This is a genomic window from uncultured Algibacter sp., assembly GCF_963976535.1.
Lineage (GTDB): Bacteria > Bacteroidota > Bacteroidia > Flavobacteriales > Flavobacteriaceae > Algibacter_B.
Genome location: NZ_CAXBLF010000009.1, coordinates 17,332 through 43,196 on the forward strand (window position 1 = coordinate 17,332; position 25,865 = coordinate 43,196).

The window sequence follows — 25,865 nt, forward strand, 5'->3', positions numbered from 1 at the left end:
TGTGATTTCTTTTAAAGGAAAATCAACTGTTTCATCTTTAGTCCCCCAACCTTTCAATTTATTATTGAAGTGTTTTAATTGAAGTATTAAAGTGTTTTCTACTTCTCTTATAATTTCTATTTCATAAAACGAAACTTTTCCATGGTTAATTAATTTTAAAAGGAACCATTATGAAACCACTAGATGGTTCACTCCAATTTTCTTCTGTTAGTCCACTAAAAGCTTCACCTTTCCAGTTACCAGAAATCCAAGCTATAGTTTTTTAGTTTAGATTCTAATGTTTTCTTTTCTTGAGCAATCAAGATTGAAGTTGTAAATATCAGATAAACAATCGTTAAAGTTTTTATATTTATGATTTTCCTCTAAATTAATAAAAATAAAAAAGCGCCTCGAATTTATTTTCGAGGCGCTTTAAGAATTGAGTTAGTCACTGATTAAATTTAAAAACAATATTTATTTTCTGCTTTTACCTTTTCTGCAATTTCGTTACGTAAATCAACGATATCTGGATAGTTTGTATATTTTGTGAAACGTTTAAGACCCATTAACATCATCCGTTGTTCATCTCCTTCAGCAAAAGAAATAATACTTTCTTTTCCTTTTCCTTCAACAATACTTACGGCATTATATAAGTATAATTTAGACATTGCAATTTGTACAGCTTGTTCTTTTTCACCAAAACGTTTTGCGTTTTTCTCAGTTCTTAAAATTGTAGATTCTGCCATATAGATTTCAATTAAGATATCTGCAGCTGCAATTAATAATTGTTGGTGCTCTTCTAATTCTGGTCCGAATTTTTGAACTGCAGCACCAGCAACCATTAAGAATACTTTTTTAAGTCTACCAATCATGGCTTTTTCTTCAGAAAATAACTCCGAGTAATCTGGTGTTTCAAAAGAAGGAATACCCATTAGTTCATTAGCGACAGCAGTTGCTGGCCCTAATAAATCTACGTGACCTTTCATGGCTTTCTTTACTAACATACCAACAGAAAGCATTCTGTTAATTTCGTTTGTCCCTTCGTAGATACGTGCAATACGCGCATCTCTCCAAGCAGATTCCATAGGTGTTTCTTCAGAGAATCCCATACCACCAAAGATTTGGATTCCTTCATCTGCACAGTTTTGTACATCTTCAGAAACAGCTACTTTTAATATAGAACATTCAATGGCATATTCCTCAACACCTTTAAGCTCTGCTTCTTGGTGTGTGTTTCCTGCTACTTCACGCATTGCAATACGATCTTCAATATTTTTTGAAGCTCTATACGTTGCAGATTCACCAGCATAAGCATTAGTTGTCATTTGAGCAAGCTTAATTTTTATGGCTCCGAAATCTGAAATACGTGTTTTAAATTGTTTTCTTTCGTTAGCATATTGCACACCGTACGTTACAATTCTACGTTGAGAATCTAAACAAGCAGCAGCTAATTTAATACGACCAACGTTAAGTGCGTTCATGGCAATTTTAAAACCTTCGCCACGACCAGCTAACATATTTTCTACCGGTACAACACAATCGCTAAAGAAAACTTGACGCGTAGAAGACGCACGAATACCTAATTTATGTTCTTCTTCGCCCATTGTAATACCATTGGCAGCATCATTTTCAACAATGAAACCTGTAATATTTTTATCATCTTCAATACGAGCAAAAACGATCATTACGCTACAAAAACCAGCGTTTGAGATCCACATTTTTTGACCGTTAATTTTATATGTTTTTCCATCTGCTGATAATTCCGCGGTTGTTTTGCCAGAATTAGCATCAGATCCGGCACCTGGTTCTGTTAAACAGTAAGCACCAAACCATTCACCTGAAGCTAATTTAGGTACGTATTTTTGTTTTTGAGATTCTGTACCGTATAGCGTAATTGGCATAGTGCCAATTCCTGTGTGTGCCCCAAAAGCAGTACTAAAAGAGCCAGTTCCACTAGAAATATAATCACAAGTTAATGCAGTAGATACAAATCCCATTCCTAATCCACCATAAGCTTCAGGAACTGAGACACCTAAGAAACCAAGTTCACCAGCTTTAACCATACACTCTTCGGTCAGAGCAAAATCTTTTGCTTCAAAACGAGGTTTATGAGGAATGATTTCACGATCGTTAAATTCCATAACCGCTTCTTTCATCATATTTTGTTCTTCTGAAAAATCTTCGGGAGTAAATACGTCTTCGCATTTTGTTTCTTTTACTAAGAATTGACCGCCTCTTAATATTTCTTTTTCTTGAGTTGTTTCCATTTTTTTTAGATTAAAGAAGATAGAAAATAGAGAATAGACTCTTAATTGAGACTATTTTGAAATCCCATTGTCATTCTTTGGAATTCCTCTATTTTTTCTTCAAGTATTTTTAAATTGTTTTCGTTTATGTAATTTCTATGTTTTGCAACTAATAGCTGAGTTCCTAATTCAAAGGAAGATCCTAACGCGATATCTAAAAAATGACCAAAAGATTTATCTGTTCTTGACGAGCCTTCAGCAATATTACTCGGCATAGAAACTGAACACCTACTAATTTGAGAACTCAAATCATATCTTTCATGCTTCGGAAACTCTAACAAAACATCTGAAATGTCATTTGTAATCTCTAATCCCAGTTTCCAAATTTTCAAATTCTTATAGTTATGTCTTTGCTTAGCACACATTCTCTTTTATCTCTTCTCTCTATTCTTTTATCTTTTTCAATTCAGAAATTCAAACACACCACAAGCACCTTGTCCAGTACCTACACACATCGTTACTGCACCATATTTGCCTTGCATATCACGTTTACGCATTTCATCAAATAATTGTACTGAAAGTTTTGCTCCAGTACAACCAAGTGGGTGACCAAGTGCAATGGCGCCTCCATTAACGTTTACGATGTCTGGATTTAAATCTAATTCTCTAATAACTGCTAAAGATTGAGAAGCAAACGCTTCATTCAACTCAATAAGAGATAGGTCGTCTTGTTTTAAACCGGCTTGTTTTAATGCTTTAGGAATTGCCTTTACTGGGCCAATTCCCATTATACGAGGTTCGACACCTGCAGCAGCATAATTTACTAGTCGCGCTACGGGTTCAAGATTTAACTCTTTAACCATATCTTCACTCATTACCATAACAAACGCAGCACCATCACTCATCTGGGAAGAATTACCTGCCGTAACACTTCCACCAGCAGCAAATACTGCTCTTAGTTTTGCTAAAGCTTCTTTACTTGTACCAGCACGAGGTCCTTCATCCTTGATTACTGTATAAGATTTTGTTGCTTTTTTTCCGTTGGCATCAACATAAGTTTGTTCTACTTCAATAGGTACAATTTGATCTTGAAAACGGTTTTCAGCTTGCGCTTTTAAAGCTTTCATATGAGAATTGTAAGCAAACTCATCTTGATCTTCACGAGATACTTTGAATTGGTTGGCAACTGCTTCCGCAGTATTTCCCATTCCCCAATAATAATCTTCATGACCAGTTTTTACAATCGCGTCGTAATTTAATTCCGGTTTAAAACCAGTCATTGGTACGCTACTCATACTTTCTGCACCACCTGCAATAATGCAATCAGCCATTCCAGCTTGAATTTTTGCTGTAGCTATACCAATAGTTTCTACTCCCGAAGAACAAAAACGGTTAACAGTTACACCAGGAACATCTATAACTTCTAATCCCATTAAAGAAATTAAACGTGCCATATTTAGTCCTTGCGAACCTTCTGGCATGGCGTTACCAACAATAACATCGTCAATACGTTTTGGATCTAGATTTGGCAATTCCTTCATCATATATTTGATGGTTTCTGCTGCCAATTCATCTGTTCTTTTAAAACGGAACACGCCTTTTGGTGCTTTACCAACTGCTGTTCTATATGCTTTTACAATGTAAGCTTGTTTGCTCATAGTAGTATTAAGATTTTAGTACAAAGAATTAAGACTTTGTTAGTGATTTTTGAAGTGAATAGTTCATTCTAGTAACTTCAAGAATTTCATTAATAATTGGTCTTATTTTTTCTTCTGTTATTAAATTTAATCTTTTAGATAAATATAATTGTGTTAATAATTCGAAGGATGAACCATTAGCAATTCCTAAGAACTGCTTAAATTCTCCATTAGTATTTCTACCAGCTTCTTCAGAGATATTTGAAGGAATTGAAACGGCACTTCTTCTAAGTTGAGATGTTAATCCGTATTTTTCTTCTTTCGGAAAATTTTCGGAAGCTCTATAACAATTTTCTGTTATGTCCATTGCTTTTTGCCATATTTTCAACTCTTCAAATCTGTGCATCTTTTTTTAGTATTAAGTCGTTAGTATTAAGTATTAAGAAATTTAAAATATTATTTAGTCTGTATTTGTATCCTGTCTTTGTACTTAATTCTTTTTACTTTGTACTTTTTCGTAATTAATTACGTAACGGTTTCCCTTTGGTTAACATATGCTGAATTCTTTCCAACGTCTTACGTTCTGTACAAAGCGAAAGGAAAGCTTCACGCTCTAAGTCTAATAAGTATTGCTCACTTACTAAAGTTGGTTCAGATAAATCGCCACCAGCCATAACGTAAGCTAATTTGTTAGCAATTTTCATATCGTGTTCACTAATGTAGTTAGAGTCTTTCATAGCATCTGTTCCAACTAGAAACATGCCTAAAGCCTGTTTACCAAGAACTAGAACATCTTTTCTGTGAACAGGTTGTGTATAACCTGCATCTGCCATTAATTTGGCATGTTGTTTTGCAACGGCTATTTGACGATCTTTATTTACAACTACTACATCTTTTCCTTTTTGTAAAAGACCTAAATCGAAAGCTTCGTAGGCAGAAGTTGATACTTTTGCCATACCAATAGTTAGGAAATATTCTTGAAGCGTATTTAATTGCACGTCTCCTTTTTTAAAGGTGTCTGATGCTCTTAAAGTCATTTCTTTAGAACCTCCACCTCCGGGAATTACACCTACGCCAAACTCTACAAGTCCCATGTAAGTTTCTGCAGCTGCTACAATTTTATCTGCGTGTAATGAAATTTCACAACCACCACCAAGCGCCATGCCGTGAGGCGCAGAAATTGTTGGGATTGAAGAATAACGCATGCGCATCATCGTATCCTGGAAATATTTAATAGCTGCATTCAGCTCGTCATATTCTTGTTCGGCGGCCATCATAAATATCATGCCTATGTTTGCACCAACTGAGAAGTTGGGTCCTTGGTTTCCAACTATTAATCCAGCAAAATCTTTTTCAGCCATATCAATAGCTTTATTTAATCCTGCTAAAACGTCTCCACCAATTGTGTTCATTTTAGATTGGAATTCTACATTAAGAATACCATCTCCTAAATCTTGAACAGAAACACCAGAGTTTTTGAAAACTTCGGTTGTTTTTCTAACATTATCTAAAATGATAAACGAATCTTGACCAGGAATTTTCTCTTGGATTTTCTTCGGAATATCATAACTGTGTGTTGCACCATCTTGAATAGAGTAGAAGCTATCGCTTCCAGATGCAATCATATCGTGAACCCAATCTGCAGGTGTTAAGCCTTCAGATTTCATCATCTCGATACCTTTCTCTACGCCAATAGCGTCCCAGATTTGGAAAGGACCATGTTCCCAACCAAAACCAGCTTTCATAGCGTCGTCAATTTTATATAATTCATCAGTAATTTCTGGAATACGATTTGAAACATAAGCAAATAATGCTGAAAAACTCTTTCTGTAAAATTCTCCTGCTTTATCTTTTCCTTTTACTAATACTTTAAAGCGGTCTGCTACTTTATCAATCGTTTTTGTTAATTCTAAAGTGGCGAATTTTGCGCGTTTAGCAGAACGATATTCTAATGTGTTTAAGTCAAGAGTTAAAATTTCTTTTCGACCTTCAGATGAAACGGTTTTCTTATAAAATCCTTGTCCAGTTTTACTGCCCAACCATTTATTTTCCATCATGGTGTTGATGAAATCTGGCAATTTAAAAAGTTCTAAACGTTCATCATTTAGACAGTTTTCTCTAATGCCGTTTGCAACATGAACTAAAGTATCTAAACCTACAACATCAACAGTTCTAAAAGTTGCTGATTTTGGACGACCAATTACAGGGCCTGATAATTTGTCAACTTCTTCAACCGTTAAATCTAAATCCTTAACTGCATGAAATAAACTTTGAATACTAAATATTCCGATTCGATTTCCAATAAATGCGGGTGTATCTTTGGCAATTACAGAAGTTTTTCCAAGGAATTGTTCACCATAACCATTTAAGAATTCTAAAACTGAAATATCTGTTTTAGGTCCAGGAATGATTTCAAATAATTTTAAGTAACGCGCTGGATTAAAAAAGTGTGTTCCACAGAAATGTTTTTGAAAATCTTCTGAACGACCTTCACTCATAAATTTAATAGGAATACCAGACGTGTTTGATGTTATCAAAGTTCCTGGTGTTCTATATTTTTCTAACTTTTCAAAAACCTGTTGTTTAATGTCAAGTCTTTCTACTACAACTTCCATAATCCAATCTACATCTTCTACTTTAGCAATATCATCATCTAAGTTTCCAGTTGTAATACGATTAACGAAAGAAGCATGATAAAGTGGTGCTGGTTTAGATTTTACTGAAGCCGTTAGTGCATCATTAACTAATCTATTTCTAACAACTTTGTCTTCTAAGGTTAACCCTATTGCTTTTTCTTTGTCGTTAAGTTCTCTAGGAACGATGTCTAATAATAGGACATCTACACCTATATTGGCGAAATGGCAGGCGATACCACTTCCCATAATACCTGAACCTACAATGGCTATTTTTTTAATTCTACGTTTGCTCATTTTATTTTATAACTATCAGATTGATTGTGTATTTTTTTGTTGCTCACCATATCATTAATAACTTCGGCTACTTCATAGAAATGCATTAATTGCTCTTCTGAAACATTATTTTTGATAGCTTCATTGAATAACAACACTTTTTCTCGTGAGTAGGCTCGTTTTTCTATACCAAAATCGGTCAAGCCAATGATAACACCTCTACCATCATTAGGGTTAGGTTTTCTTGTGATTAAACCTTTTTTTTCCATGGTTTTTAAGATTCTAGATAAACTTGTAGCTTCCATTCCCATTTTTGGACCTAAAGAAGTTGAAGGCGTCCCTTTTTCTGGGTCTATACTTAATAATGTAAAACCAGTTGCCATCGTGCTTCCAAACTTTGAAGCTTCTTCATTATACATTTTTTGAACTGTTAACCAAGTAGTTCGGAGCACATAATCTATGGTTTTATCCTTCATATTTTTACATTGGTGAGCTCAAATATAAAAAAAAATACTATGCATGCATAGTATTTTTGTGTTAAATTATATTTGTTTTAATAAATTAAATAGTGGTAGTTAAAAAAACAGTGAATATATTGTTCTTGAGTCTATCCTAACTTTCCGTTTACGGCACCTATAACTGCACCAATAATTGAAGCCATAACAATTGAGATAAGAACATCTAAACCGGCTAATTCCATTGTGGAGTCAGTGTTCATTGCTAAATTAAAAAAGTTAGAAAATAAACCGATAAACAGCCCGATAATGGCGCCAGCTTTCGCTCCAGTAAGAGCAGTTGTAATTTGTGCCCATTTGGTGTAAATGTAAGCCACAAATAACCCGAAAGTTAAGCAACCTAAAAATATGAACAACATGGTGTTGGCACTTTCTTCTGGTTGTGGGAATGTGTCTATAAAAATAATACCATAAAAAAGCCAGCCTAAAAGGAAATCAACAATTCCTCCAACGATCCCGGAAACTACAAAATTTTTTGTTTTCATTTTTTTGTTTTAATTGGTTATCATTTTAAAAGTATTAAAATGATACATAAGTAGCAAAAAATATGACTTAAAATTATGTAATTGTTATTTTTTAAGCAATTTTGTTGTGAATTGTTCAATCCTTTCAGGGAAATTGAATTGTATAAAAACTATGTTTTGATGAAATTAAGGACGATAAATTTTTTCAATTAAGTCTGGATACATCTTTTTTATAGTATCTCTTTTCATTTTTAGAGTAGGAGTGAGATGACCAGCATCAATAGACCAAACTTCGGGTGTCAGTTTAAATACCTTTATTTGTTCCCATTTACCAAATTTTTCATTACATATATTCATTTCTTTTTGAATGCTGTCTTTGATGATATCTGAGTTTGCGATTTCAATTTCAGATTTCCCGATGGCCATTTGCTCTTTATCAATCCAATTTTTTATAAATTCAAAATTGGGCTGGATTAAGGCTGCGGCCATTTTTTCACCTTCACCAATAACCATAACATGTTCAATAAATTGGGATTGTTTTAATTCATTTTCAAGAAGTGTTGGAACAATGTATTTGCCACCAGAGGTCTTAAACATCTCTTTCTTTCTCCCCGTGATTTTTAAAAAACCATCAGCATCAATTTCTCCTTTATCACCTGTATGAAAATAATCACCGGTCATGACTTCAGCAGTCTTTTCGGGGTCTTTGTAATATCCCATCATGATGTTTGGGCCTTTGCAAAGTATTTCGCCATCTTCAGCTATTTTAACTTCTACATCATCTAATATTCTTCCAACAGATCCTATTTTCCATCCATTATTACGTTTATCACTTACCGAAACCCCAGGTGATGTTTCTGTAAGTCCATAACATTCCATAATAGGCATATTTGCAGCACCAAATATATGCCCTAATCTTGGTTGTAGCGCAGCACTTCCAGAGGCCATAAATACAATATTACCACCCAAGGCTTCCTGCCATTTACTGAAAATGAGTTTTCGTGCCAAGGCTAGTTTTAATTCATACCACCAGCCATTTTGCCCGTAGGGTTCAAATTTAGTTCCGAGAGCCACAGCCCAAAAAAATAATTTCTTTTTTATTCCAGATAAATCTTGACCTTTTACTATAATTTTATCAAAAACTTTTTCTATTAATCTAGGAACAACAGTAATCATGTGAGGTTTAACTTCCTTTAAATTATCGCCTATTTTATCAATACTTTCTGCAAAATGAATAGAGAGACAACGATATTGGCATAAATAGATAAAAGTACGTTCAAAGATGTGACATATAGGAAGAAAACTGAGTATTTTTTGATCCCTCTCAAGAGGGAATTTTTTTTCTACGGCAAATACATTTGAAACTATATTTGCATGAGAGAGCATAACGCCTTTGGGCTTTCCAGTGGTACCAGATGTGTAAATAATAGTGGCTAAATCGGATGATTTAACGGCATTTTTTCTAGCTTCAACATCATTCTGATTTGATTTGTCTTTTCCTAGTTCAAATAATTCTGAATAATTTTCACATCCTTTAATGACATCAAATGAATAAACGCCCTTTAATTTTGTTTTGGTTTTAATCTTATTTATTTTTTCTAAAACGTCTTCATCCGAAACAAAACAGTAAATAGATTCACTATGGTTTAATATATACTCATAATCTTCAGAAGAAATGGTTGGGTAAATGGGTATGGTCTGTGCCCCAGTTTGAAGCACGCCAATATCTACAATATGCCATTCGGTTCTATTTGTTGAAGAAATAATAGCAATTTTATCATCTTTCTTAACTCCCAATTTCAGTAAGGCTCTGCTTAAGGTATTGGCTTTATCTAGATATTCTTGGGTGGATGTATTTACCCATTCATTATTGTACTTTGTAACCAAAGCACTCTCTAAAGGATGGTTTTTTAGCTGATAATAAGGGAAATCAAAAAGTCTTGTAATTTCTGTCATTTGCTATTTAATGAGTTTCTAGTATTGCAAAGTATGAAAATAAAAAGGATTTTCAAATTGAGTGTGTAAAATAGTATCATATACACTACACTTAATTTAATGTTGCCTTAATTCTCTCTTTTCACTCAATTAAATCTGATTTTTTAATTATTATGAATGCTTTATGAAACTCGTGTTATTTCAATAGAAATCACATATAATGTATTTAGTTTTTAACTTTTATATTATAAATAAGTTAAAAGCATATATATCTTAATTTCCGAGTTGCTTGTTTCAAACGTTTTCGTAATAACATCGGTGTAAATCCCGCTATTCATCAGTGGTTTACTGATAATTGTCATGTTTGTAATAGGAGTTTAAATTTAATTTTGTTCACTTAAAACAACATGGATTACATAAAATATTAATAAAACAAATAATGGAAGTAAAACAATTTAATTACGGGATTTGGACAAAAACACTTAATGTTAGAGATTTTGTTATTAATAATATGACACCTTATCACGGTACATCTGAATTTTTAGTAGGACCAAGTTTAAGGACTCAAAAATTATGGGATGTCTGTAAAGAAGCTTCAAATGAAGAGAGACAAAATAATGGTGTTCGATCAGTAGATACCGAAACAGTTTCAACGGTTAGTGCTTTTGATGCGGGATATATAGATAGAGAGAATGAAGTTATTGTAGGTTTACAAACCGATGAGTTATTAAAAAGAGCTATGAAACCTTTTGGAGGTTTTAAAGTGGTTCAAAAAGCATTGGCAGAACAAGGTGTTAAGCCTAATGACGCTTTAACAGAGTTATTCTCTAAGTTTGTTAAAACCCATAACGATGGTGTTTTTGATGCTTATAATGCTGAAATAAGAAAATTTAGATCTCTAGGTTTTTTAACAGGTTTACCAGATAATTATGCAAGAGGTAGAATTATTGGTGATTATCGTCGGGTTGCGCTTTACGGAATTAACTTCTTAATCAAAACAAAAAAAGAAGATTTAGCAAACGTAACAGGTCCTATGACGGAGTCTGTTATTCGTTTGAGAGAAGAGGTTTCTGAGCAAATAAGAGCATTAAGTGAAATACTTGAATTAGGTGCTAAATATGATTTAGATTTAAGTCGTCCTGCAGAAAATGCTAAAGAAGCAGTACAATGGACATATATGGCTTACTTAGCTGCTGTAAAAGAGCAAGATGGTGCTGCCATGTCGTTAGGTAATGTATCTACTTTCTTAGATATTTATATTGAAAACGATTTACAAGAAGGACTGATTACAGAAGAGGAAGCTCAAGAATATGTAGATCAATTCGTAATGAAATTGCGTATGGTGCGCCATTTAAGAATGGGAGCTTACGATGAAATATTTGCTGGAGATCCAACTTGGGTAACGGAAGCTATAGGCGGAATGTTTGATGATGGAAGAACTAAAGTAACCAAAACATCTTTCCGTTTCTTAAACACGTTATATAACTTGGGAGCTTCACCAGAACCAAATATGACTATACTTTGGTCTCAAGAGTTACCACAAAACTTTAAAGACTATTGTGCTAAAGTTTCTATCGATACATCGTCAATTCAATTTGAGAATGATGATTTAATGAGAAAAACAAGAGGGTCTGATGATTATGGAATTGCTTGTTGTGTATCTTACCAAGAATTAGGTAAATCTATTCAATTTTTTGGAGCTCGTACAAATCTTGCAAAAACATTATTACTTGCAGTTAATGGTGGTCGATGTGAAAATAGCGGTAAATTAATGGTTGCAGGTATTGAACCATGTGAATGTGAGTATTTAGATTTTGATAAAGTAATGGCTAACTTTAAAGTAGCTATGAAAGAAGTTGCTCGTGTTTATAATGACTCTATGAACATTATTCATTACATGCATGACAAATACTATTACGAAAAAGCTCAAATGGCTTTAATAGATACTAATCCAAGTATAAATATCGCTTATGGTATTGCTGGTCTATCAATTGTAGCAGATTCGCTTTCAGCAATTAAATATGCTAAAGTAAAACCAATTAGAAATGAAGAAGGGTTAACTGTAGATTTCAAAATAGAAGGAGAATTTCCTAAATATGGAAATGATGATGATAGAGTAGATTTCTTAGCAGCAAAGGCTGTAGCAGATTTTAATAATGAACTAAAAAAATTACCAGTTTATAAAGATGCAGAACCAACGATGTCTGTATTAACTATCACCTCAAACGTTTCTTATGGTAAGAAAACAGGAGCTACACCAGATGGTAGAGCAGGCGGAATTCCTTTTGCACCAGGAGCAAACCCAATGCATGGGCGCGATTCTAACGGCGCGATAGCTTCTTTAAATTCGGTAGCTAAGATTGATTATAAAGATTCATTAGATGGTATATCAAACACCTTCTCAATTGTACCAAAATCTTTAGGGGCTGATGATTCTGACAGAATTGAAAACCTAGGAACTATTATAGATGGCTATTTCCTCAGAAATGCTCAGCATTTAAATGTAAATGTATTTAATAAGGAAACTTTAATGGATGCCATGGAACATCCAGAAGAGTATCCTCAATTAACAATTCGTGTTTCTGGTTACGCTGTTAATTTTGTAAGATTAACAAAAGAACAGCAATTAGAAGTTATTACACGTTCTTTTCACGAATCCATGTAGTTTTTATTAATATTTTGAAGCATCTGAAAAAGGAGTTTAAATCTTCTTTTTTGGATGCTTATTTTAAAACCTATTCTTATCAAAACCGCTGATAACATATTAAATGTACATTCTATAGAATCTTTTGGAACACATGATGGACCAGGAGTTCGAATGGTTATATTCTTGCAAGGGTGCAAATTAAAGTGCTTGTATTGTCATAATCCAGATACCATTCAAACATCTGGAGGGAAAGAATATGATATTGAAGAATTGGTAAAAATGGCCATTAACTTAAAGTCTTATTTTGGAAGAAAGGGTGGCGTTACTGTTTCAGGAGGAGAGCCTTTATTGCAATCTAAAGCACTGGTTCCTTTTTTTAAGAGGCTAAAAGAAGAAGGCATTAATACCAATATTGATACAAACGGTAGAGTTTTGAATCATTTTACTGAAGCGTTGTTAGATGATTATACCGACTTAGTAATGCTTGATATCAAGCACATGACTGAAGAAGGTTATGAAGCGTTAACAGGACAACGTAACAAAGAAACTACTTTCACGTTTGCCAAACATAGGGAAGCTTCAGGAAAAAAAATGTGGTTACGTTATGTGCTCATTCCAGAAATGACAAATAAGCCAGAATTATTACATCAAATGGGCGAGTATTTTAAAGATTATAAAACCATAGAAAAGATTGAAATTCAGCCTTATCACAAGCTAGGAATCCATAAATGGGAAGCTTTAGGGTGGGAGTATCAATTAAAAAATGCTCGTGAGAACACAAAAGAAGAAATAAATGCCGCTGTAGAAATATTGCAAAATTATTTCAAAGAAGTAAAAGTAAATTAAAAGGGTATTGTATGCACGATATTCAAACGATAATTATCATGAAATGAGCTATAACAAATAAGTTGATACCAACTGAAAATGTTTAATGGCGAATTACATCTGACTATTAAAAAACAATTAAAAAACTACAGATGAAAACACAAAAACTAAAAAACCGTTGGTTAATTGCTGCTTCAGCCGTAGGAATACATATTTCTATTGGGTCTGTTTATGCATATTCAGTGATGACCAACCCAGTAAAAGATATTTTTGATGTAGATGGAAGTGTTATAAAATGGGCGTTTAAAATTGCCATTCTGTTATTGGGTTTATCAGCAGCATTTTTAGGGAGATGGGTAGAAAAAGTTGGTCCGAAAGTAAGTGGAACAACTGCAGGCTTATTTTACGGTGTTGGTATTTTAGGATCCGGATTGGCAGTACAATTAGAATCGTTATGGCTCTTCTATTTATGCTATGGTGTTATTGGTGGTATTGGTCTTGGTTTAGGGTATATCACACCAGTTAGTACATTGGTAAAATGGTTTCCAGACAGACGTGGATTAGCAACAGGAATGGCAATTATGGGCTTTGGTTTTGCAGCTCTAATTTTTGGACCTGTAATGCAATCGCTTTTTGATTCGGTTGGTGTTTCAAATGCGTTTTACATCTTAGGAGTAATCTATATGGTATTGATTTTATCTTCTGCAAGATATATTGAAAGACCGCCAGAAGGCTATATGCCAGCAGGTTACAAACCAGGAGAAGGAAAGACGATTAAAAAAGATATGGCTAACATTGATGCCAATGCAGCATTAAAAACACCACGCTTTTATTACATCTGGATTATGATGTTTATTAATATTGCTTGCGGTATCGCAATTATATCTGCGGCAAGTCCAATGATGCAAGAAAAACTCAATTACACTCCAATGGAAGCTGCTGCAATAGTTGGTTTAATTGGCGTGTTTAATGGTTTGGGCAGAATAATTTGGTCTACGCTATCCGATTATTTAGGAAGAGCAAATACCTATATCATTTTCTTTGCATTCCAGATTTTAGCATTTTACTTCTTGCCAAAAATGACCATGGAACTAAGTTTCTTAATCGTTTTATTTACTGTAATAACCATGTATGGCGGAGGTTTTGCAACTCTACCAGCATTTTTAGGAGATTTATTCGGAACAAAACAATTAGGAGCTATCCACGGTATGGTATTAGCCGCATGGGGTTTAGCTGGTGTTGTAGGGCCAACTATTTACGATATGGTTAAGAATGCCACAGGTTCATTAGATACCACCTTAGAAGTTTTTGCAGGATTATTCATCGTCGCTTTAATTGTGTCTTTAATAATGAAACGCACAGTGACAAGGGCTTATCGAAAAATGGATGAAAAAATAGACAAAGATTTGAAGTTTGTATAGACTTTAATATTTGGATTAGTTAGAAGGCACTTTCATTTTTTTGGAAGTGCTTTTGTTGTTGTGTGCCTATTTGTTTTCATTTAAAATTTTTATTTTAAAAAAATCAGTTAAGCTACAAAAACATTTTTTTTGTAAGTTTTATTTAATATGAAACAAACTATTTCTTCAAGCTTAAATGCTTCCAACATGACTTTTGTCATGATAATTCATTCATTTATAACTTACTTTTATTGAACTTTTTATACAAGGATAATTAAAATAAATATTATGGAAATACTTGAAAAAACAAAGGCTCGAGTTTTCAAATTTGGAGACAAAACAGCTGATGGAAACAGTACAATGAAAAACCTTTTAGGGGGTAAAGGTGCAAATTTAGCCGAAATGAGCTCAATAGGAATTCCTGTTCCTCCTGGGTTTACAATTACTACTGAAGTTTGTACTGAATATAATCTTTTAGGGCAAGAGGCCGTTGTAGAAATGATAAAGGATGAGGTGGAAGCATCAATTGCCAAAATAGAGTCTCAAATGGGAACAATTTTTGGTGATAAAGATAATCCGTTATTAGTGTCAGTGCGCTCGGGAGCAAGGGTTTCCATGCCAGGTATGATGGATACCGTACTTAATTTAGGAATGAATGATGAAGTGGTTCTCGGTTTAGCTAAAAAAACAAATAATGAGGTTTTTGCTTGGGATTCATACCGTCGTTTTATTCAAATGTATGGAGGTGTTGTTTTAGGAATGAAACCGGCTTCAAAAGAGGATATCGATCCATTTGAAGAAATTATGGAGCATCTTAAAGATAAGCGAGGAATTGAATTAGATACTGATTTTACGGTACAAGATTTACAAGATTTGGTATACGATTTTAAAGACGCTGTTAAGAAAAGAACAGGGCATGATTTTCCAACCAATCCATGGGATCAGTTATGGGGTGCTGTTATTGCAGTATTCAATAGCTGGAATGGAAGTAGAGCAATTTATTATCGAAATATGAATGGATATCCAGCAGATTGGGGAACAGCGGTAAACGTACAAGCAATGGTTTACGGTAATATGGGAGAAAATTCTGGAACAGGGGTTTGTTTTACAAGAGATGCTGGTACAGGAGAAAATATTTTTAATGGTGAATATTTAATTAATGCACAAGGAGAAGATGTAGTTGCAGGAGTAAGAACTCCACAACAAATTACAAAAACTGGATCAGAGCGTTGGGCAGAATTAGCGAAAGTTGAGGAGGAAGATAGAGCAGAAAATTATCCTTCTTTAGAAGAATTAATGCCAGAAATGTTTAAAGAACTTAATGCCTATCAAGACAATCTAGAGAAACATTATCGAGATATGCAAGATATGGAGTTCACCATTCAAGATGGAAAAATGTGGATTCTGCAAACTCGTAATGGTAAACGCACCGGTGCAGCCATGGTTAAAATTGCAATGGATTTACTAAAAGAAGGCATGATTGATGAAAAAGAAGCTTTATTGATTATAGAGCCAAATAAATTAGATGAGTTATTGCATCCAATTTTTGATCCTAAAGCACTTAAAAGAGCCCATGTAATCGCACAAGGTTTACCAGCTTCACCCGGAGCCGCAACAGGTAAAATTGTATTTTTTGCAGATGAAGCCAATAAGTATAAAAACAGTATTCTAGTTCGTATTGAAACCTCTCCAGAAGATTTAGAAGGCATGAATATAGCTAAAGGAATCTTAACTGCTCGCGGCGGAATGACATCGCATGCCGCGGTTGTAGCTCGTGGTATGGGTAAATGTTGTATATCTGGAGCAGGTGCTTTAAAAATTAATTATAAAAATAGAACACTTACCGTTGGAGACCATGAGTATCATGAAGGTGATTGGATTTCATTAAATGGTTCTACTGGTAATATTATTGAAGGTAAAGTAGCAACGATGGAGCCAGAATTAAGTGGTGAATTCGCTGAAGTTATGGAGCTTTCGGATAAGTACGGGATTATGAAAGTAAGAACTAATGCCGATAGTCCAAAAGATGCTAAAGTAGCTCGTGGTTTTGGTGCTCAAGGTATTGGTTTAACAAGAACTGAGCACATGTTTTTTGAAGTGGACAGAATTAAAGCCATGCGCGAAATGATTTTGGCCGATACTGTAAAAGGAAGAAAACAAGCATTGGAAGACTTACTTCCTATGCAACGGGCCGATTTTGAAGGTATTTTTGAAGCTATGGAAGGGTTACCTGTAACTATTCGTTTGCTTGATCCTCCTTTGCATGAATTTGTGCCTCATCAATTAGCCACTCAAAAAGAATTAGCAGAAGAGATGCATATATCATTACAAGCGGTTAAAAATAAAGTTTCTGAATTGGAAGAGTTTAATCCAATGTTGGGGCATCGTGGTTGTAGATTAGGAAATACATATCCAGAAATCACCGAAATGCAAACACGTGCTATTATTGAAGCAGCATTAAATTTAAAGGAAAGAGGTGTTATTTGTAAACCAGAAATAATGGTGCCACTAATTGGAACTGTTCAAGAATTTGTGATGCAAGAACAAATTATAAGAAGTACCGCTAATAAAATATTTGAAGAAAGCAATGATACTATCGAATATTTAGTAGGAACTATGATTGAAATTCCTAGAGCAGCTTTAATGGCCGATCGAATTGCAGAACATGCAGATTTCTTTTCGTTTGGAACGAATGATTTAACGCAAATGACTTTTGGTTATTCTCGTGATGATGCAGGTAAATTTTTACCAATCTATATAGAAAAAGGTATTTTAAAAGTAGACCCTTTTGAAGTATTAGATCAAGAAGGTGTTGGGCAATTAGTGAAAATTGCAACAGAGCGTGGTAGAAGCACAAAACCTAACTTAAAAATTGGTATTTGTGGTGAACATGGCGGAGAGCCAAGTTCAGTAGAATTCTGCTACAAAACAGGAATGGATTATGTAAGTTGTTCTCCTTATAGAGTGCCAATTGCAAGATTAGTATCTGCACAGGCGGCTATAAAAGGAACCTTATAATATTTTTCTTTTTTTTATTTTTTTGACATGAAAAGCCCCGAAATGAAGTATTCATTTCGGGGCTTTTTTTATTCTGTTTCTTAAAATTATCTATTTTCAATCCAAAGGCGAGCATTCACAAAAGCCTCTAACCAAGGTGAAACTTCATCTTTACGTCCAACAGGATAATTAGCCCAATTCCATTGAAATGTAGAACGCTCAATGTGTGGCATAGTTACTAAATGACGACCTGTTTTATCACACATCATTGCCGTATTAAAGTCAGAACCATTAGGATTATGCGGATAATCTTCATAACCATATTTAGCTACAATATGATATTTGTCTTCAGAAAATGGTAAGCTAAATTTACCTTCACCATGCGAAATCCAAACCCCTAAAGTAGTTCCTACAAGCGTTGAAAGCATCACCGAATTATTCTCTTGAATTTTTACAGAAGTGAATGCGCTTTCATGCTTATGAGAATCATTATGAAGCATTTTACCATGAATCTCATGTTCAGGGTTGATGAGGTCTAATTCCATCCAAAGTTGACATCCATTACAAATCCCAACAGAAAGTGTGTCTTCCCTTGCAAAGAAATCTTTGATGACTTTGTTAGCTTTCTCGTTGTATTTAATAGCACCAGCCCAACCTTTTGCAGAACCTAAAACATCAGAATTAGAGAATCCACCAACAGCACCTAGAAACTGGATGTCTTCTAAAGTTTCTCGACCAGAAATTAAATCGGTCATGTGTACATCTTTCACATCAAAACCAGCTAAATACATAGCGTTTGCCATTTCGCGCTCAGAATTACTTCCTTTTTCACGTAAAATAGCTGCTTTTAGTCTTTTTCCTTTTAACACTGGTAATTTTCCAGTAAAATGTTTTGGGAATGTATATTCTAAAGGTTGATTTTTATAATTGTCGAATCTATCTTTTGCTAACTCGTTAGCTGTTTGTTTTTGGTCTAATAAATAAGAAGTCTTATACCAAACATCTCTCATTTTAGCAACATCAAAAGAGAAATTATCTTCGTTATTTTTAATGTTTACTATCCCTGTATTATTTGCAGTTCCAATAGTGAAGAATTCAATATTATTTTCTGATAACACAGTTTCTATTGAAGCATCATCACCTTGAAAAACTAGTCCTGAATTTTCAGAGAATAAAACTTTTATAGAATCTTTTTCATTTAAGGCAGAGATATCAAAATCTGCACCTAAATTTATATCAGCCAAACACATTTCTAACAACGTGGTAATTAATCCACCAGAAGCCACATCGTGTCCAGCAGAAATTTTATCAGCTTTAATTAAGTTTTGAATGCTATTAAAAGTATCTTTTAAAAAGCTTGAGTTTTTTACATCCGGAGCTTCATTACCAATAGTATTTAAAACTTGGTTAAAAGAACTTCCTCCTAATTTAAAATCATCTTGAGAGATATTAATATAGTAGATGTTTTCTCCATTTTGTTGCAAAACAGGTTCCACAACTTTAGAAATTTCATTACAATTAGCGACCGCAGAAATAATAACGGTTCCTGGAGAAATGACGTCTCCATCTTTATATTTCTGTTTCATAGAAAGCGAATCTTTTCCTGTTGGAACATTGATTCCCAAATCGATCGAAAATTCTGAAATCGCTTGAACAGCTTTATATAAACGTGCATCTTCACCTTCATTTTTACAAGGCCACATCCAGTTTGCAGAAAGTGAAATTGAAGCTAGATTATCTTTTAAAGGTGCCCAAATGATGTTAGTTAAGGCTTCTGTAATTGAATTTCTACTACCTGCTTCTGGGTGAATTAATCCAGAAATAGGCGAGTGGCCAATAGACGTCGCAACACCTTCTTTTCCGTTATAATCTAATGCCATAACACCAACATTATTTAACGGAATTTGTAAAGGACCAACACACTGTTGTTTGGCTACTTTGCCGCCAACACATCTATCTACTTTATTAGTTAACCAATCTTTACAAGCTACAGCTTCCAATTGTAAAACTTGCTCTAAATAGATTTGTAAATTTTTGGTTTTATATCTTGAGTTTTTATAATTTCTGTTAACTGTTTTATCAGTTAAAACCGTTTTAGGAGAACTACCAAACATGTCTTCTAAAGCTAAATCCATAGGTTTGTCTCCTTTAGTTTTAGATTCGAAAGTAAAACGATAGTTTGTTGTAACATCACCAACGGTATACATTGGCGAACGTTCACGATCCGCAATATTGAGGAGTATTTCTAAATGTTCTTCACCAATAACCAATCCCATACGTTCTTGAGATTCGTTTCCTATAATTTCTTTTGCAGATAAGGTAGGATCTCCAATTGGTAAAGCATCTAAATCTATTTTTCCACCAGTATCTTCAACCAATTCAGAAAGACAGTTTAAATGTCCGCCAGCACCATGATCGTGTATAGAAACTATAAAATTTTCTTCACTTTCTACCATACCACGAACGGCGTTAGCAGCACGTTTTTGCATTTCTGGATTAGAACGTTGTACGGCATTTAATTCTATTCCTGAAGCAAGTGCCCCTGTGTCTGCGGAAGATACCGCAGCGCCACCCATACCAATTCGATAATTATCACCACCAAGAATTACAATTTTATCTCCTTCTTTAGGTATGTCTTTTAAAGCCTGATCTGCTTTTCCGTATCCAATTCCACCAGCTTGCATAATAACTTTATCGAAACCAAGTTTTCTTGGAGCTGATGCACTTGAAGCTGAATTTTCTTGGTGTTCAAAAGTTAATACTGAACCACATATTAGAGGTTGTCCAAATTTATTACCAAAATCTGATGCACCATTAGAAGCTTTAATCAAAATATCCATTGGTGTTTGGTATAACCAATCTCTGGCTTCAAATTTTTGTTCCCAATGTCTCTTGCCCTGAGCGGAGTCGAATGGGTCTTCCAAACGAGAATAGGATGTCATGTACACCGCAGTTCCAGCTAAAGGAAGCGACCCCTTTCCACCCGCAAGTCTATCTCTTATTTCTCCACCAGCACCGGTTGCAGCACCATTAAAAGGCTCTACCGTAGTAGGGAAGTTATGTGTTTCCGCTTTAAGCGAAATAACAGATTCAAATTCTTGTGTGGTATAGTAATCAGGAATATCAGCACGTTTTGGCGCAAATTGTTCCACTTTCGGACCTTTTATAAAGGCTACATTGTCTTTATAAGCTGAAACAATATCGTTAGGATGTTGTCTCGCTGTTTCTTTAATTAATTTGAATAATGAGGTCGGTTTTTCTTCTCCATCAATAACAAAAGTGCCGTTGAAAATTTTATGGCGACAATGCTCAGAATTTACTTGCGAAAACCCGAACACTTCAGAGTCGGTTAATGGGCGACCAATTTTCTTAGCAACACCATCCAAATACGCTACCTCTTCATCGCTTAATGATAAACCTTCTTGTTGATTGTAAGCTGAAATATCTTCAATATTTAGGATAGGTTCTGGTTGAATATCAATAGTAAATGAGTCTTGATTTAAACCGTTGAATTTTTCAGAAATCATCGGGTCAAAATCATTGAAATCTTCTGAAACAGCTTGAAATTCTTCAATTCTGATGATGTCTGAAACTCCCATGTTTTGAGTAATTTCAACAGCATTAGTACTCCAAGGCGTTATCATTGCAGCACGCGGCCCAATAAAAAAAGCACCTAAAGATGCTTGTTCTATTTTTGGAGCTCCTGAAACAAGTTCAGGACTAGCAAAAAGCCATGTTAATTTTGAAGTCGTTTCAGTTGATAATTCTTTTGTTGTTTGAACAGCAAATATGTTGCTGGTTACGTTTCCAAAGAAATGAATCATTAGGTCTTAATTTGTGTGTGTTTAAAGAAAGGGCAAATTTACTTCTTTTTAGTGGAATTTTAAGTAAAAATATAATACCAAAAATTGGGAGTTATTAAGGAGTTTTTAACATGTATTCTTGTTTTTGGGAGTTGCCTAAAAGGTCGGGCTTGGAATTTATCCTGAGCGAAGTCGAAGGGCCATTTCTTTTTAAAACATGATTGTGTCAATACCGATGGTCTGTTTAATTTTCATAATTTTGTTTTGTGTTAGTAAAATGATTACGTTGACTAAAACCTTTGTAAGGTCGAAACTGAAATTCTATTTGGTTCTTTGTCATCGGAATAAAAAAAATGGAGATTAATACACAATATTGATCTATTAAATTTAGAGGAAGATAAGTTCACTCCATTCTTTTTTAAGCTAAAATATACTTTTGCTAATCTAAAGGAGGGCGAAGGAGGTGGCAATCTGCACAATTTTAGTTCTTATCAAACCCATTTTTAAAAAGGATGATGCTTCAATTCTTAACGCGGAAAAAGAAACGGATTTAAAATTTTTAACTGATTTTTTCAGGTATATGATAAAAACTAATTTTGAGAAATAAACTACTCGCAATTTTCGGGAAAACAAAGACCTAACAGGTTTTCAAAACCTGTCAGGTCTAAGTAACGAAAAAGCCGTAATATGCTATATGTGTGTAGGTTATAGTTCTGTTCTAAATTTTTGTCATGTACTAACTAATTTTTTCAGGAAGTGCGTTTAATGCAAAGATAAAGTCCGGTTTCAATACTGAAACAAGTTCAGTACAGGTCAACTTTATCGGTCGCTAAACAACTTAAGCTAGTTAGTTTTTCTGACAAAGGCAGGTATGCTAGGTTTGTGTTTAATAAAAAAAGAGACCACCTTATTTTTTAAGATAATCTCTTTGTAATAGTATAATTTAGGTTTCTCGATTATGAGATTCCTACTTCCAGAGGAATTCTACTCCTCTAAAAACGGGTAACGATAATCCGTAGGGGTAACAAACGTTTCTTTAATCATTCTTGGAGATATCCAACGTAATAAGTTTTGTGCACTACCGGCCTTATCATTGGTTCCTGATGCTCTGGCACCACCAAATGGTTGTTGTCCAACAACTGCTCCAGTTGGTTTATCGTTAATATAGAAGTTTCCAGCGGCGTTTTGTAACGCTTCAGTGGCTTGGGTAACCGCGTATCGGTCTTTAGATATAATGGCACCTGTTAATGCATATTCGCTAGTTTCATCTACTAATTTTAAAGTTTCCGCGTAAGCATCATCTTCATAAACATAAATAGTAATTACAGGTCCGAAAAGCTCCGTACACATGGTGGTATATTTTGGGTCTTTGGCAAGAATAACAGTAGGTTCAATAAAGTAACCTTTGCTTTTATCATAATTACCACCAACAATGATTTCTGCATCAGCATCAGCTTTTGCGCCATCAATATATTTTGCTAGTTTATCAAAAGAACCTTCATGAATAACAGCAGTAACAAAATTGCTCATATCTTCAGGTGAACCCATTTTAAAAGATTTTACATCTTCAATAACATATTTTTTAACATCTGCCCAAAGACTTTTTGGAATGTAAGCTCTTGATGCTGCACTACATTTTTGTCCTTGAAACTCGAATGCACCACGAACAATAGCCGTAGCAACTTGTTTTGCATTAGCTGATTTATGAGCGACGATAAAATCTTTTCCGCCTGTTTCTCCAACAATTCTTGGGTAGGTTTTATAGTTGTGAATATTGTTTCCTATTTGTTTCCAAAGTTCTTTAAATATATATGTAGAACCTGTAAAATGCAATCCTGAAAAATCTGGACTTGCCATAACAGTGTTAGTAATCATCACTGGATCTCCAAAAACCACGTTTATAACGCCTGGAGGCACACCAGCTTCTTCAAACACATCCATAATTACTTTAGCAGAATACACTTGACTATCACTAGGTTTCCAAACTACAACATTACCCATTAATGCCATACATGCTGGTAAGTTCCCTGCAATTGCTGTAAAGTTAAATGGTGTAACTGCATAGGTAAAGCCTTCTAGCGGACGGTATTCAATTCTATTCCAAGCATCACTTGTGCTTTCTGGTTGCTCCATATAAATGTCCGTCATAAACTGAACATTAAAACGCAAGAAATCTATAAACTCACAAGCCGCATCAATCTCTGCTTGGTGTACAGTTTTAGATTGGGCAATCATAGTTGCTGCATTTATTTTTGCACGGTAAGGACCAGCAATTAACTCAGCAGCTTTTAAAAAGATACCTGCACGTTGTTCCCATGGCATTAAAGACCATGTTTTTCTAGCTTCTAACGCCGTAGAAATAGCATCATCAATATGTTTTTGTTCAGCAACATGATAGGTTCCCACTATATGTTTGTGATCGTGTGGTGGTGACATGGTTCTGGTATTTCCAGTTTTCACATCTTTACCATTTATATATAAAGGCACGTCAATTTTACTATTAAACATCGCTTTGTAGGTCTTAGCAACGGCAGCACGTTCTGGTGATCCAGGAGCGTAAGATTTTACAGGTTCGTTAACAGCAATTGGTACACTAAAAAAGCCTTTTCCCATGATTTTTGATTTTTCGTTATTGAATTTTCAGTAAATGTGATGCAAATTTACGAATATTTAAATGATTATTTTAAAGCACGACTTCATAAAACCAAGTTAATTTTTATTTATTTTTTGTAAGTTGCCAACCCGTTTTAAGACTACAAGTTTTATGTGTACAGTTACAATTATTCCAACGAAAAATAACGATTTTGTATTAACTACAAATCGAGATGAAGCTCCTGATAGAGTATCTTTGATTCCGGATTTTTATACTATTGATGATACTAAATTGTTGTTTCCAAAAGATAAAATGGGTGGTACTTGGATTGGTATAAGTGAAAAAAATCGAGTAGTTTGTGTGCTTAATGGCGGTTTTGTTAATCACGAACGACAATCAAGTTACAGAAAAAGTAGAGGTATTGTGGCTAATGATTTCATGATTTCTGATGATATTGCTGCGACTATAGAAGGTTATAATCTTCAAGATATTGAGCCATTTACCGTGGTGATTGCAGATTGGAATACGAATTTAAAATTCTATGAATTAGTTTGGGATGGCAAATACAAGCATTTTATAGAATTGCCATTGGAATCAAGAATTTGGTCGTCTTCAACCTTGTATTCTGACGGGATGCAAAGAGAGCGTCAACAATGGTTTGAAAATCTTGAAGCGCTTAGTGACTTAAATGCTGATGCTTTATTAGAATTCCATAGTACCACGGATACTAACAATATGGATTATGGTATAGTCATGAATCGTGGTTTTGTGAAAACAATGAGTATTACGCAAGTTGAAAAGCGAGGGAATGCAATTGGTATGCGCTATGAGAACCTTGATAGTAAACTAGTTACTATTAAAACTTTCAATCTTCCGCAAGTAGTTAATGGATAATACAGGTGTTATTTTATCGTTGGCGTATCCAGATACTATTGTTATGGTTTCTGAAGAATGGTTTTCTCCTTATTTAAAATTTATTGGTGTTGGTAAGAAGGATTATTTACGGGCAGGTCATGCCGCTTTAGTTTTAATTGATAAAGAAACTGGCGTTTTAGAATATCATGATTTTGGACGATATATTACGCCAGAACCTAATGGACGCGTGCGAGGAAGCGACACCGATAACGAATTACATTTTCCAATAAAAGCTGAAATAGAAAACGATAAAATTAAAAATTTAGATACTATTTTAGAATTTTTAGGAACACATCCTAAATTGACACATGGTGATGGTAAATTAATAGCTTCGGTTTGTAATGCTATTAATTACCAAAAAGCGCGAACGCATATTACCAAAATGCAAAACAAACATTTTATTAGGTATGCAGCATTTATTAAAGATGCTTGTAATTGTGCACGTTTTGTAACAGATACTTTAATTGCTTCGTTAACAGATTTTGAAATAAAAAAGAATCTTGAAAACTCTAAATGGTTTACACCAAGTACGGTTGGTAATGTGTTGCTTGCTGATACTGAAAATCATACTTATGAGGTATCTGAAACTGGTGAGATTTCAAAATTCAAAGGCTCACAGAAAAGTGAAAATATCCGTTGCTTTTTAGATAAGTTGAAAGACCATGAAGTTGATTTTGTTGGAACACAAGAGCCAAAACCCGTTGATGGTTTACATGAAAAAGCGCAATGGCTTTCTGGTATTGCGGCTGGTGCTTGGTTTGAGTTGCATAAAACAGGACATGATGTGGAGTATCATTTTAGGCGTATTTCACCATACGGGAATATTGATATACATGATACGTTTATGGTTGAAGACGATTCGTTTGATTATGATTTAGAATTTGAATTTATACATTATTCAAATTGCAAATTCTTTCATGTGAAGCAGAGTGGGAGGGTTTTTAGGTTTGAGAAGGTTGAGAAATAATATTTTAAAATCAGTTCTTCTTAAGTTTGTAAT

General features: G+C 34.3%; 16 protein-coding genes. 6 read left to right on the plus strand and 10 right to left on the minus strand.

Annotated elements, in window-relative coordinates; genetic code table 11:
- Positions 1–440: 440 nt before the first annotated feature.
- The 8 genes from AAC024_RS04515 to AAC024_RS04550 all read right to left on the minus strand — a co-directional run bounded on the left by AAC024_RS04515 (position 441) and on the right by AAC024_RS04550 (position 9,706).
- Positions 441–2,246: an acyl-CoA dehydrogenase family protein gene (locus AAC024_RS04515; protein ID WP_339894022.1), complete on the minus strand. Its 1,806-nt coding sequence runs from the start codon at positions 2,244–2,246 to the stop codon at positions 441–443.
- A gap of 41 nt (positions 2,247–2,287) precedes the next feature.
- On the minus strand, positions 2,288–2,650 hold the full coding sequence (locus AAC024_RS04520; protein ID WP_339894023.1) for a four helix bundle protein: 363 nt from the start codon (positions 2,648–2,650) through the stop codon (positions 2,288–2,290).
- A gap of 36 nt (positions 2,651–2,686) precedes the next feature.
- Complete coding sequence (locus AAC024_RS04525; protein WP_339894024.1) at positions 2,687–3,883, minus strand: acetyl-CoA C-acyltransferase; 1,197 nt, start codon at positions 3,881–3,883, stop codon at positions 2,687–2,689.
- A 28-nt stretch (positions 3,884–3,911) separates the two neighbouring features.
- Positions 3,912–4,268: a four helix bundle protein gene (locus tag AAC024_RS04530; RefSeq protein WP_339894025.1), complete on the minus strand. Its 357-nt coding sequence runs from the start codon at positions 4,266–4,268 to the stop codon at positions 3,912–3,914.
- A 115-nt stretch (positions 4,269–4,383) separates the two neighbouring features.
- Positions 4,384–6,792, minus strand: a complete 2,409-nt coding sequence (locus AAC024_RS04535) for a 3-hydroxyacyl-CoA dehydrogenase/enoyl-CoA hydratase family protein (RefSeq protein WP_339894026.1) — start codon at positions 6,790–6,792, stop codon at positions 4,384–4,386.
- Positions 6,789–7,247, minus strand: a complete 459-nt coding sequence (locus AAC024_RS04540) for a MarR family transcriptional regulator (protein WP_339894027.1) — start codon at positions 7,245–7,247, stop codon at positions 6,789–6,791. Before AAC024_RS04540 ends, AAC024_RS04535 begins: the two co-directional genes overlap by 4 nt.
- A gap of 131 nt (positions 7,248–7,378) precedes the next feature.
- A complete protein-coding gene (locus tag AAC024_RS04545) occupies positions 7,379–7,771 on the minus strand; it encodes a hypothetical protein (RefSeq protein WP_339894028.1) in 393 nt (130 codons plus the stop codon).
- Positions 7,772–7,936: 165 nt separating this feature from the next.
- Positions 7,937–9,706 (minus strand): AMP-dependent synthetase/ligase, encoded by a 1,770-nt coding sequence (locus AAC024_RS04550; RefSeq protein ID WP_339894029.1) that lies wholly within the window; start codon positions 9,704–9,706, stop codon positions 7,937–7,939.
- Between the two features lie 418 nt (positions 9,707–10,124).
- Between AAC024_RS04550 and pflB the strand changes: the two genes are divergently transcribed.
- The 4 genes from pflB (at position 10,125) to ppdK (ending at position 17,575) form a co-directional block, all read left to right on the plus strand.
- Positions 10,125–12,350, plus strand: coding sequence for a formate C-acetyltransferase (pflB, locus tag AAC024_RS04555; RefSeq protein WP_339894030.1), 2,226 nt, complete (start codon positions 10,125–10,127; stop codon positions 12,348–12,350).
- Positions 12,351–12,404: 54 nt separating this feature from the next.
- A complete protein-coding gene (gene pflA, locus AAC024_RS04560) occupies positions 12,405–13,178 on the plus strand; it encodes a pyruvate formate-lyase-activating protein (protein ID WP_339894031.1) in 774 nt (257 codons plus the stop codon).
- A 131-nt stretch (positions 13,179–13,309) separates the two neighbouring features.
- Positions 13,310–14,578, plus strand: coding sequence for an OFA family MFS transporter (locus tag AAC024_RS04565; RefSeq protein WP_339894032.1), 1,269 nt, complete (start codon positions 13,310–13,312; stop codon positions 14,576–14,578).
- Positions 14,579–14,845: 267 nt separating this feature from the next.
- Positions 14,846–17,575 carry a pyruvate, phosphate dikinase gene (gene ppdK, locus AAC024_RS04570; protein WP_339894033.1) on the plus strand — a complete coding sequence of 910 codons (2,730 nt, stop codon included), beginning with the start codon at positions 14,846–14,848 and terminating at the stop codon, positions 17,573–17,575.
- An 86-nt stretch (positions 17,576–17,661) separates the two neighbouring features.
- Here the strand turns inward: ppdK and purL are convergent, their stop codons facing one another.
- Positions 17,662–21,378, minus strand: coding sequence for a phosphoribosylformylglycinamidine synthase (purL, locus tag AAC024_RS04575; RefSeq protein ID WP_339894034.1), 3,717 nt, complete (start codon positions 21,376–21,378; stop codon positions 17,662–17,664).
- A 963-nt stretch (positions 21,379–22,341) separates the two neighbouring features.
- Entirely contained in the window at positions 22,342–23,970 is a 1,629-nt protein-coding gene (gene pruA / locus AAC024_RS04580; RefSeq protein WP_339894035.1) for an L-glutamate gamma-semialdehyde dehydrogenase, read from the minus strand.
- 151 nt (positions 23,971–24,121) lie between these two features.
- Between pruA and AAC024_RS04585 the strand changes: the two genes are divergently transcribed.
- Both AAC024_RS04585 and AAC024_RS04590 read left to right on the plus strand, forming a co-directional pair.
- The gene (locus AAC024_RS04585) at positions 24,122–24,844 is read left to right on the plus strand and encodes an NRDE family protein (RefSeq protein ID WP_339894036.1); all 723 of its coding nucleotides are present in this window, start codon (positions 24,122–24,124) and stop codon (positions 24,842–24,844) included.
- Complete coding sequence (locus AAC024_RS04590; RefSeq protein ID WP_339894037.1) at positions 24,837–25,832, plus strand: DUF6695 family protein; 996 nt, start codon at positions 24,837–24,839, stop codon at positions 25,830–25,832. The genes AAC024_RS04585 and AAC024_RS04590 overlap by 8 nt, the downstream gene beginning before the upstream one ends.
- Positions 25,833–25,865 lie beyond the last annotated feature (33 nt).

Bases quoted from the DNA above. Each gene is read 5' to 3' on its own strand.
- AAC024_RS04585 (WP_339894036.1), top strand. From the start codon at position 24,122: ATGTGTACAGTTACAATTATTCCAACGAAAAATAACGATTTTGTATTA.
- AAC024_RS04550 (WP_339894029.1), bottom strand. From the start codon at position 9,706: ATGACAGAAATTACAAGACTTTTTGATTTCCCTTATTATCAGCTAAAA.
- pruA (WP_339894035.1), bottom strand. From the start codon at position 23,970: ATGGGAAAAGGCTTTTTTAGTGTACCAATTGCTGTTAACGAACCTGTA.
- AAC024_RS04525 (WP_339894024.1), bottom strand. From the start codon at position 3,883: ATGAGCAAACAAGCTTACATTGTAAAAGCATATAGAACAGCAGTTGGT.
- ppdK (WP_339894033.1), top strand. From the start codon at position 14,846: ATGGAAATACTTGAAAAAACAAAGGCTCGAGTTTTCAAATTTGGAGAC.
- pflB (WP_339894030.1), top strand. From the start codon at position 10,125: ATGGAAGTAAAACAATTTAATTACGGGATTTGGACAAAAACACTTAAT.
- AAC024_RS04515 (WP_339894022.1), bottom strand. From the start codon at position 2,246: ATGGAAACAACTCAAGAAAAAGAAATATTAAGAGGCGGTCAATTCTTA.
- AAC024_RS04590 (WP_339894037.1), top strand. From the start codon at position 24,837: ATGGATAATACAGGTGTTATTTTATCGTTGGCGTATCCAGATACTATT.
- AAC024_RS04530 (WP_339894025.1), bottom strand. From the start codon at position 4,268: ATGCACAGATTTGAAGAGTTGAAAATATGGCAAAAAGCAATGGACATA.
- AAC024_RS04540 (WP_339894027.1), bottom strand. From the start codon at position 7,247: ATGAAGGATAAAACCATAGATTATGTGCTCCGAACTACTTGGTTAACA.
- AAC024_RS04520 (WP_339894023.1), bottom strand. From the start codon at position 2,650: ATGTGTGCTAAGCAAAGACATAACTATAAGAATTTGAAAATTTGGAAA.
- AAC024_RS04565 (WP_339894032.1), top strand. From the start codon at position 13,310: ATGAAAACACAAAAACTAAAAAACCGTTGGTTAATTGCTGCTTCAGCC.
- AAC024_RS04545 (WP_339894028.1), bottom strand. From the start codon at position 7,771: ATGAAAACAAAAAATTTTGTAGTTTCCGGGATCGTTGGAGGAATTGTT.
- pflA (WP_339894031.1), top strand. From the start codon at position 12,405: ATGCTTATTTTAAAACCTATTCTTATCAAAACCGCTGATAACATATTA.
- purL (WP_339894034.1), bottom strand. From the start codon at position 21,378: ATGATTCATTTCTTTGGAAACGTAACCAGCAACATATTTGCTGTTCAA.
- AAC024_RS04535 (WP_339894026.1), bottom strand. From the start codon at position 6,792: ATGAGCAAACGTAGAATTAAAAAAATAGCCATTGTAGGTTCAGGTATT.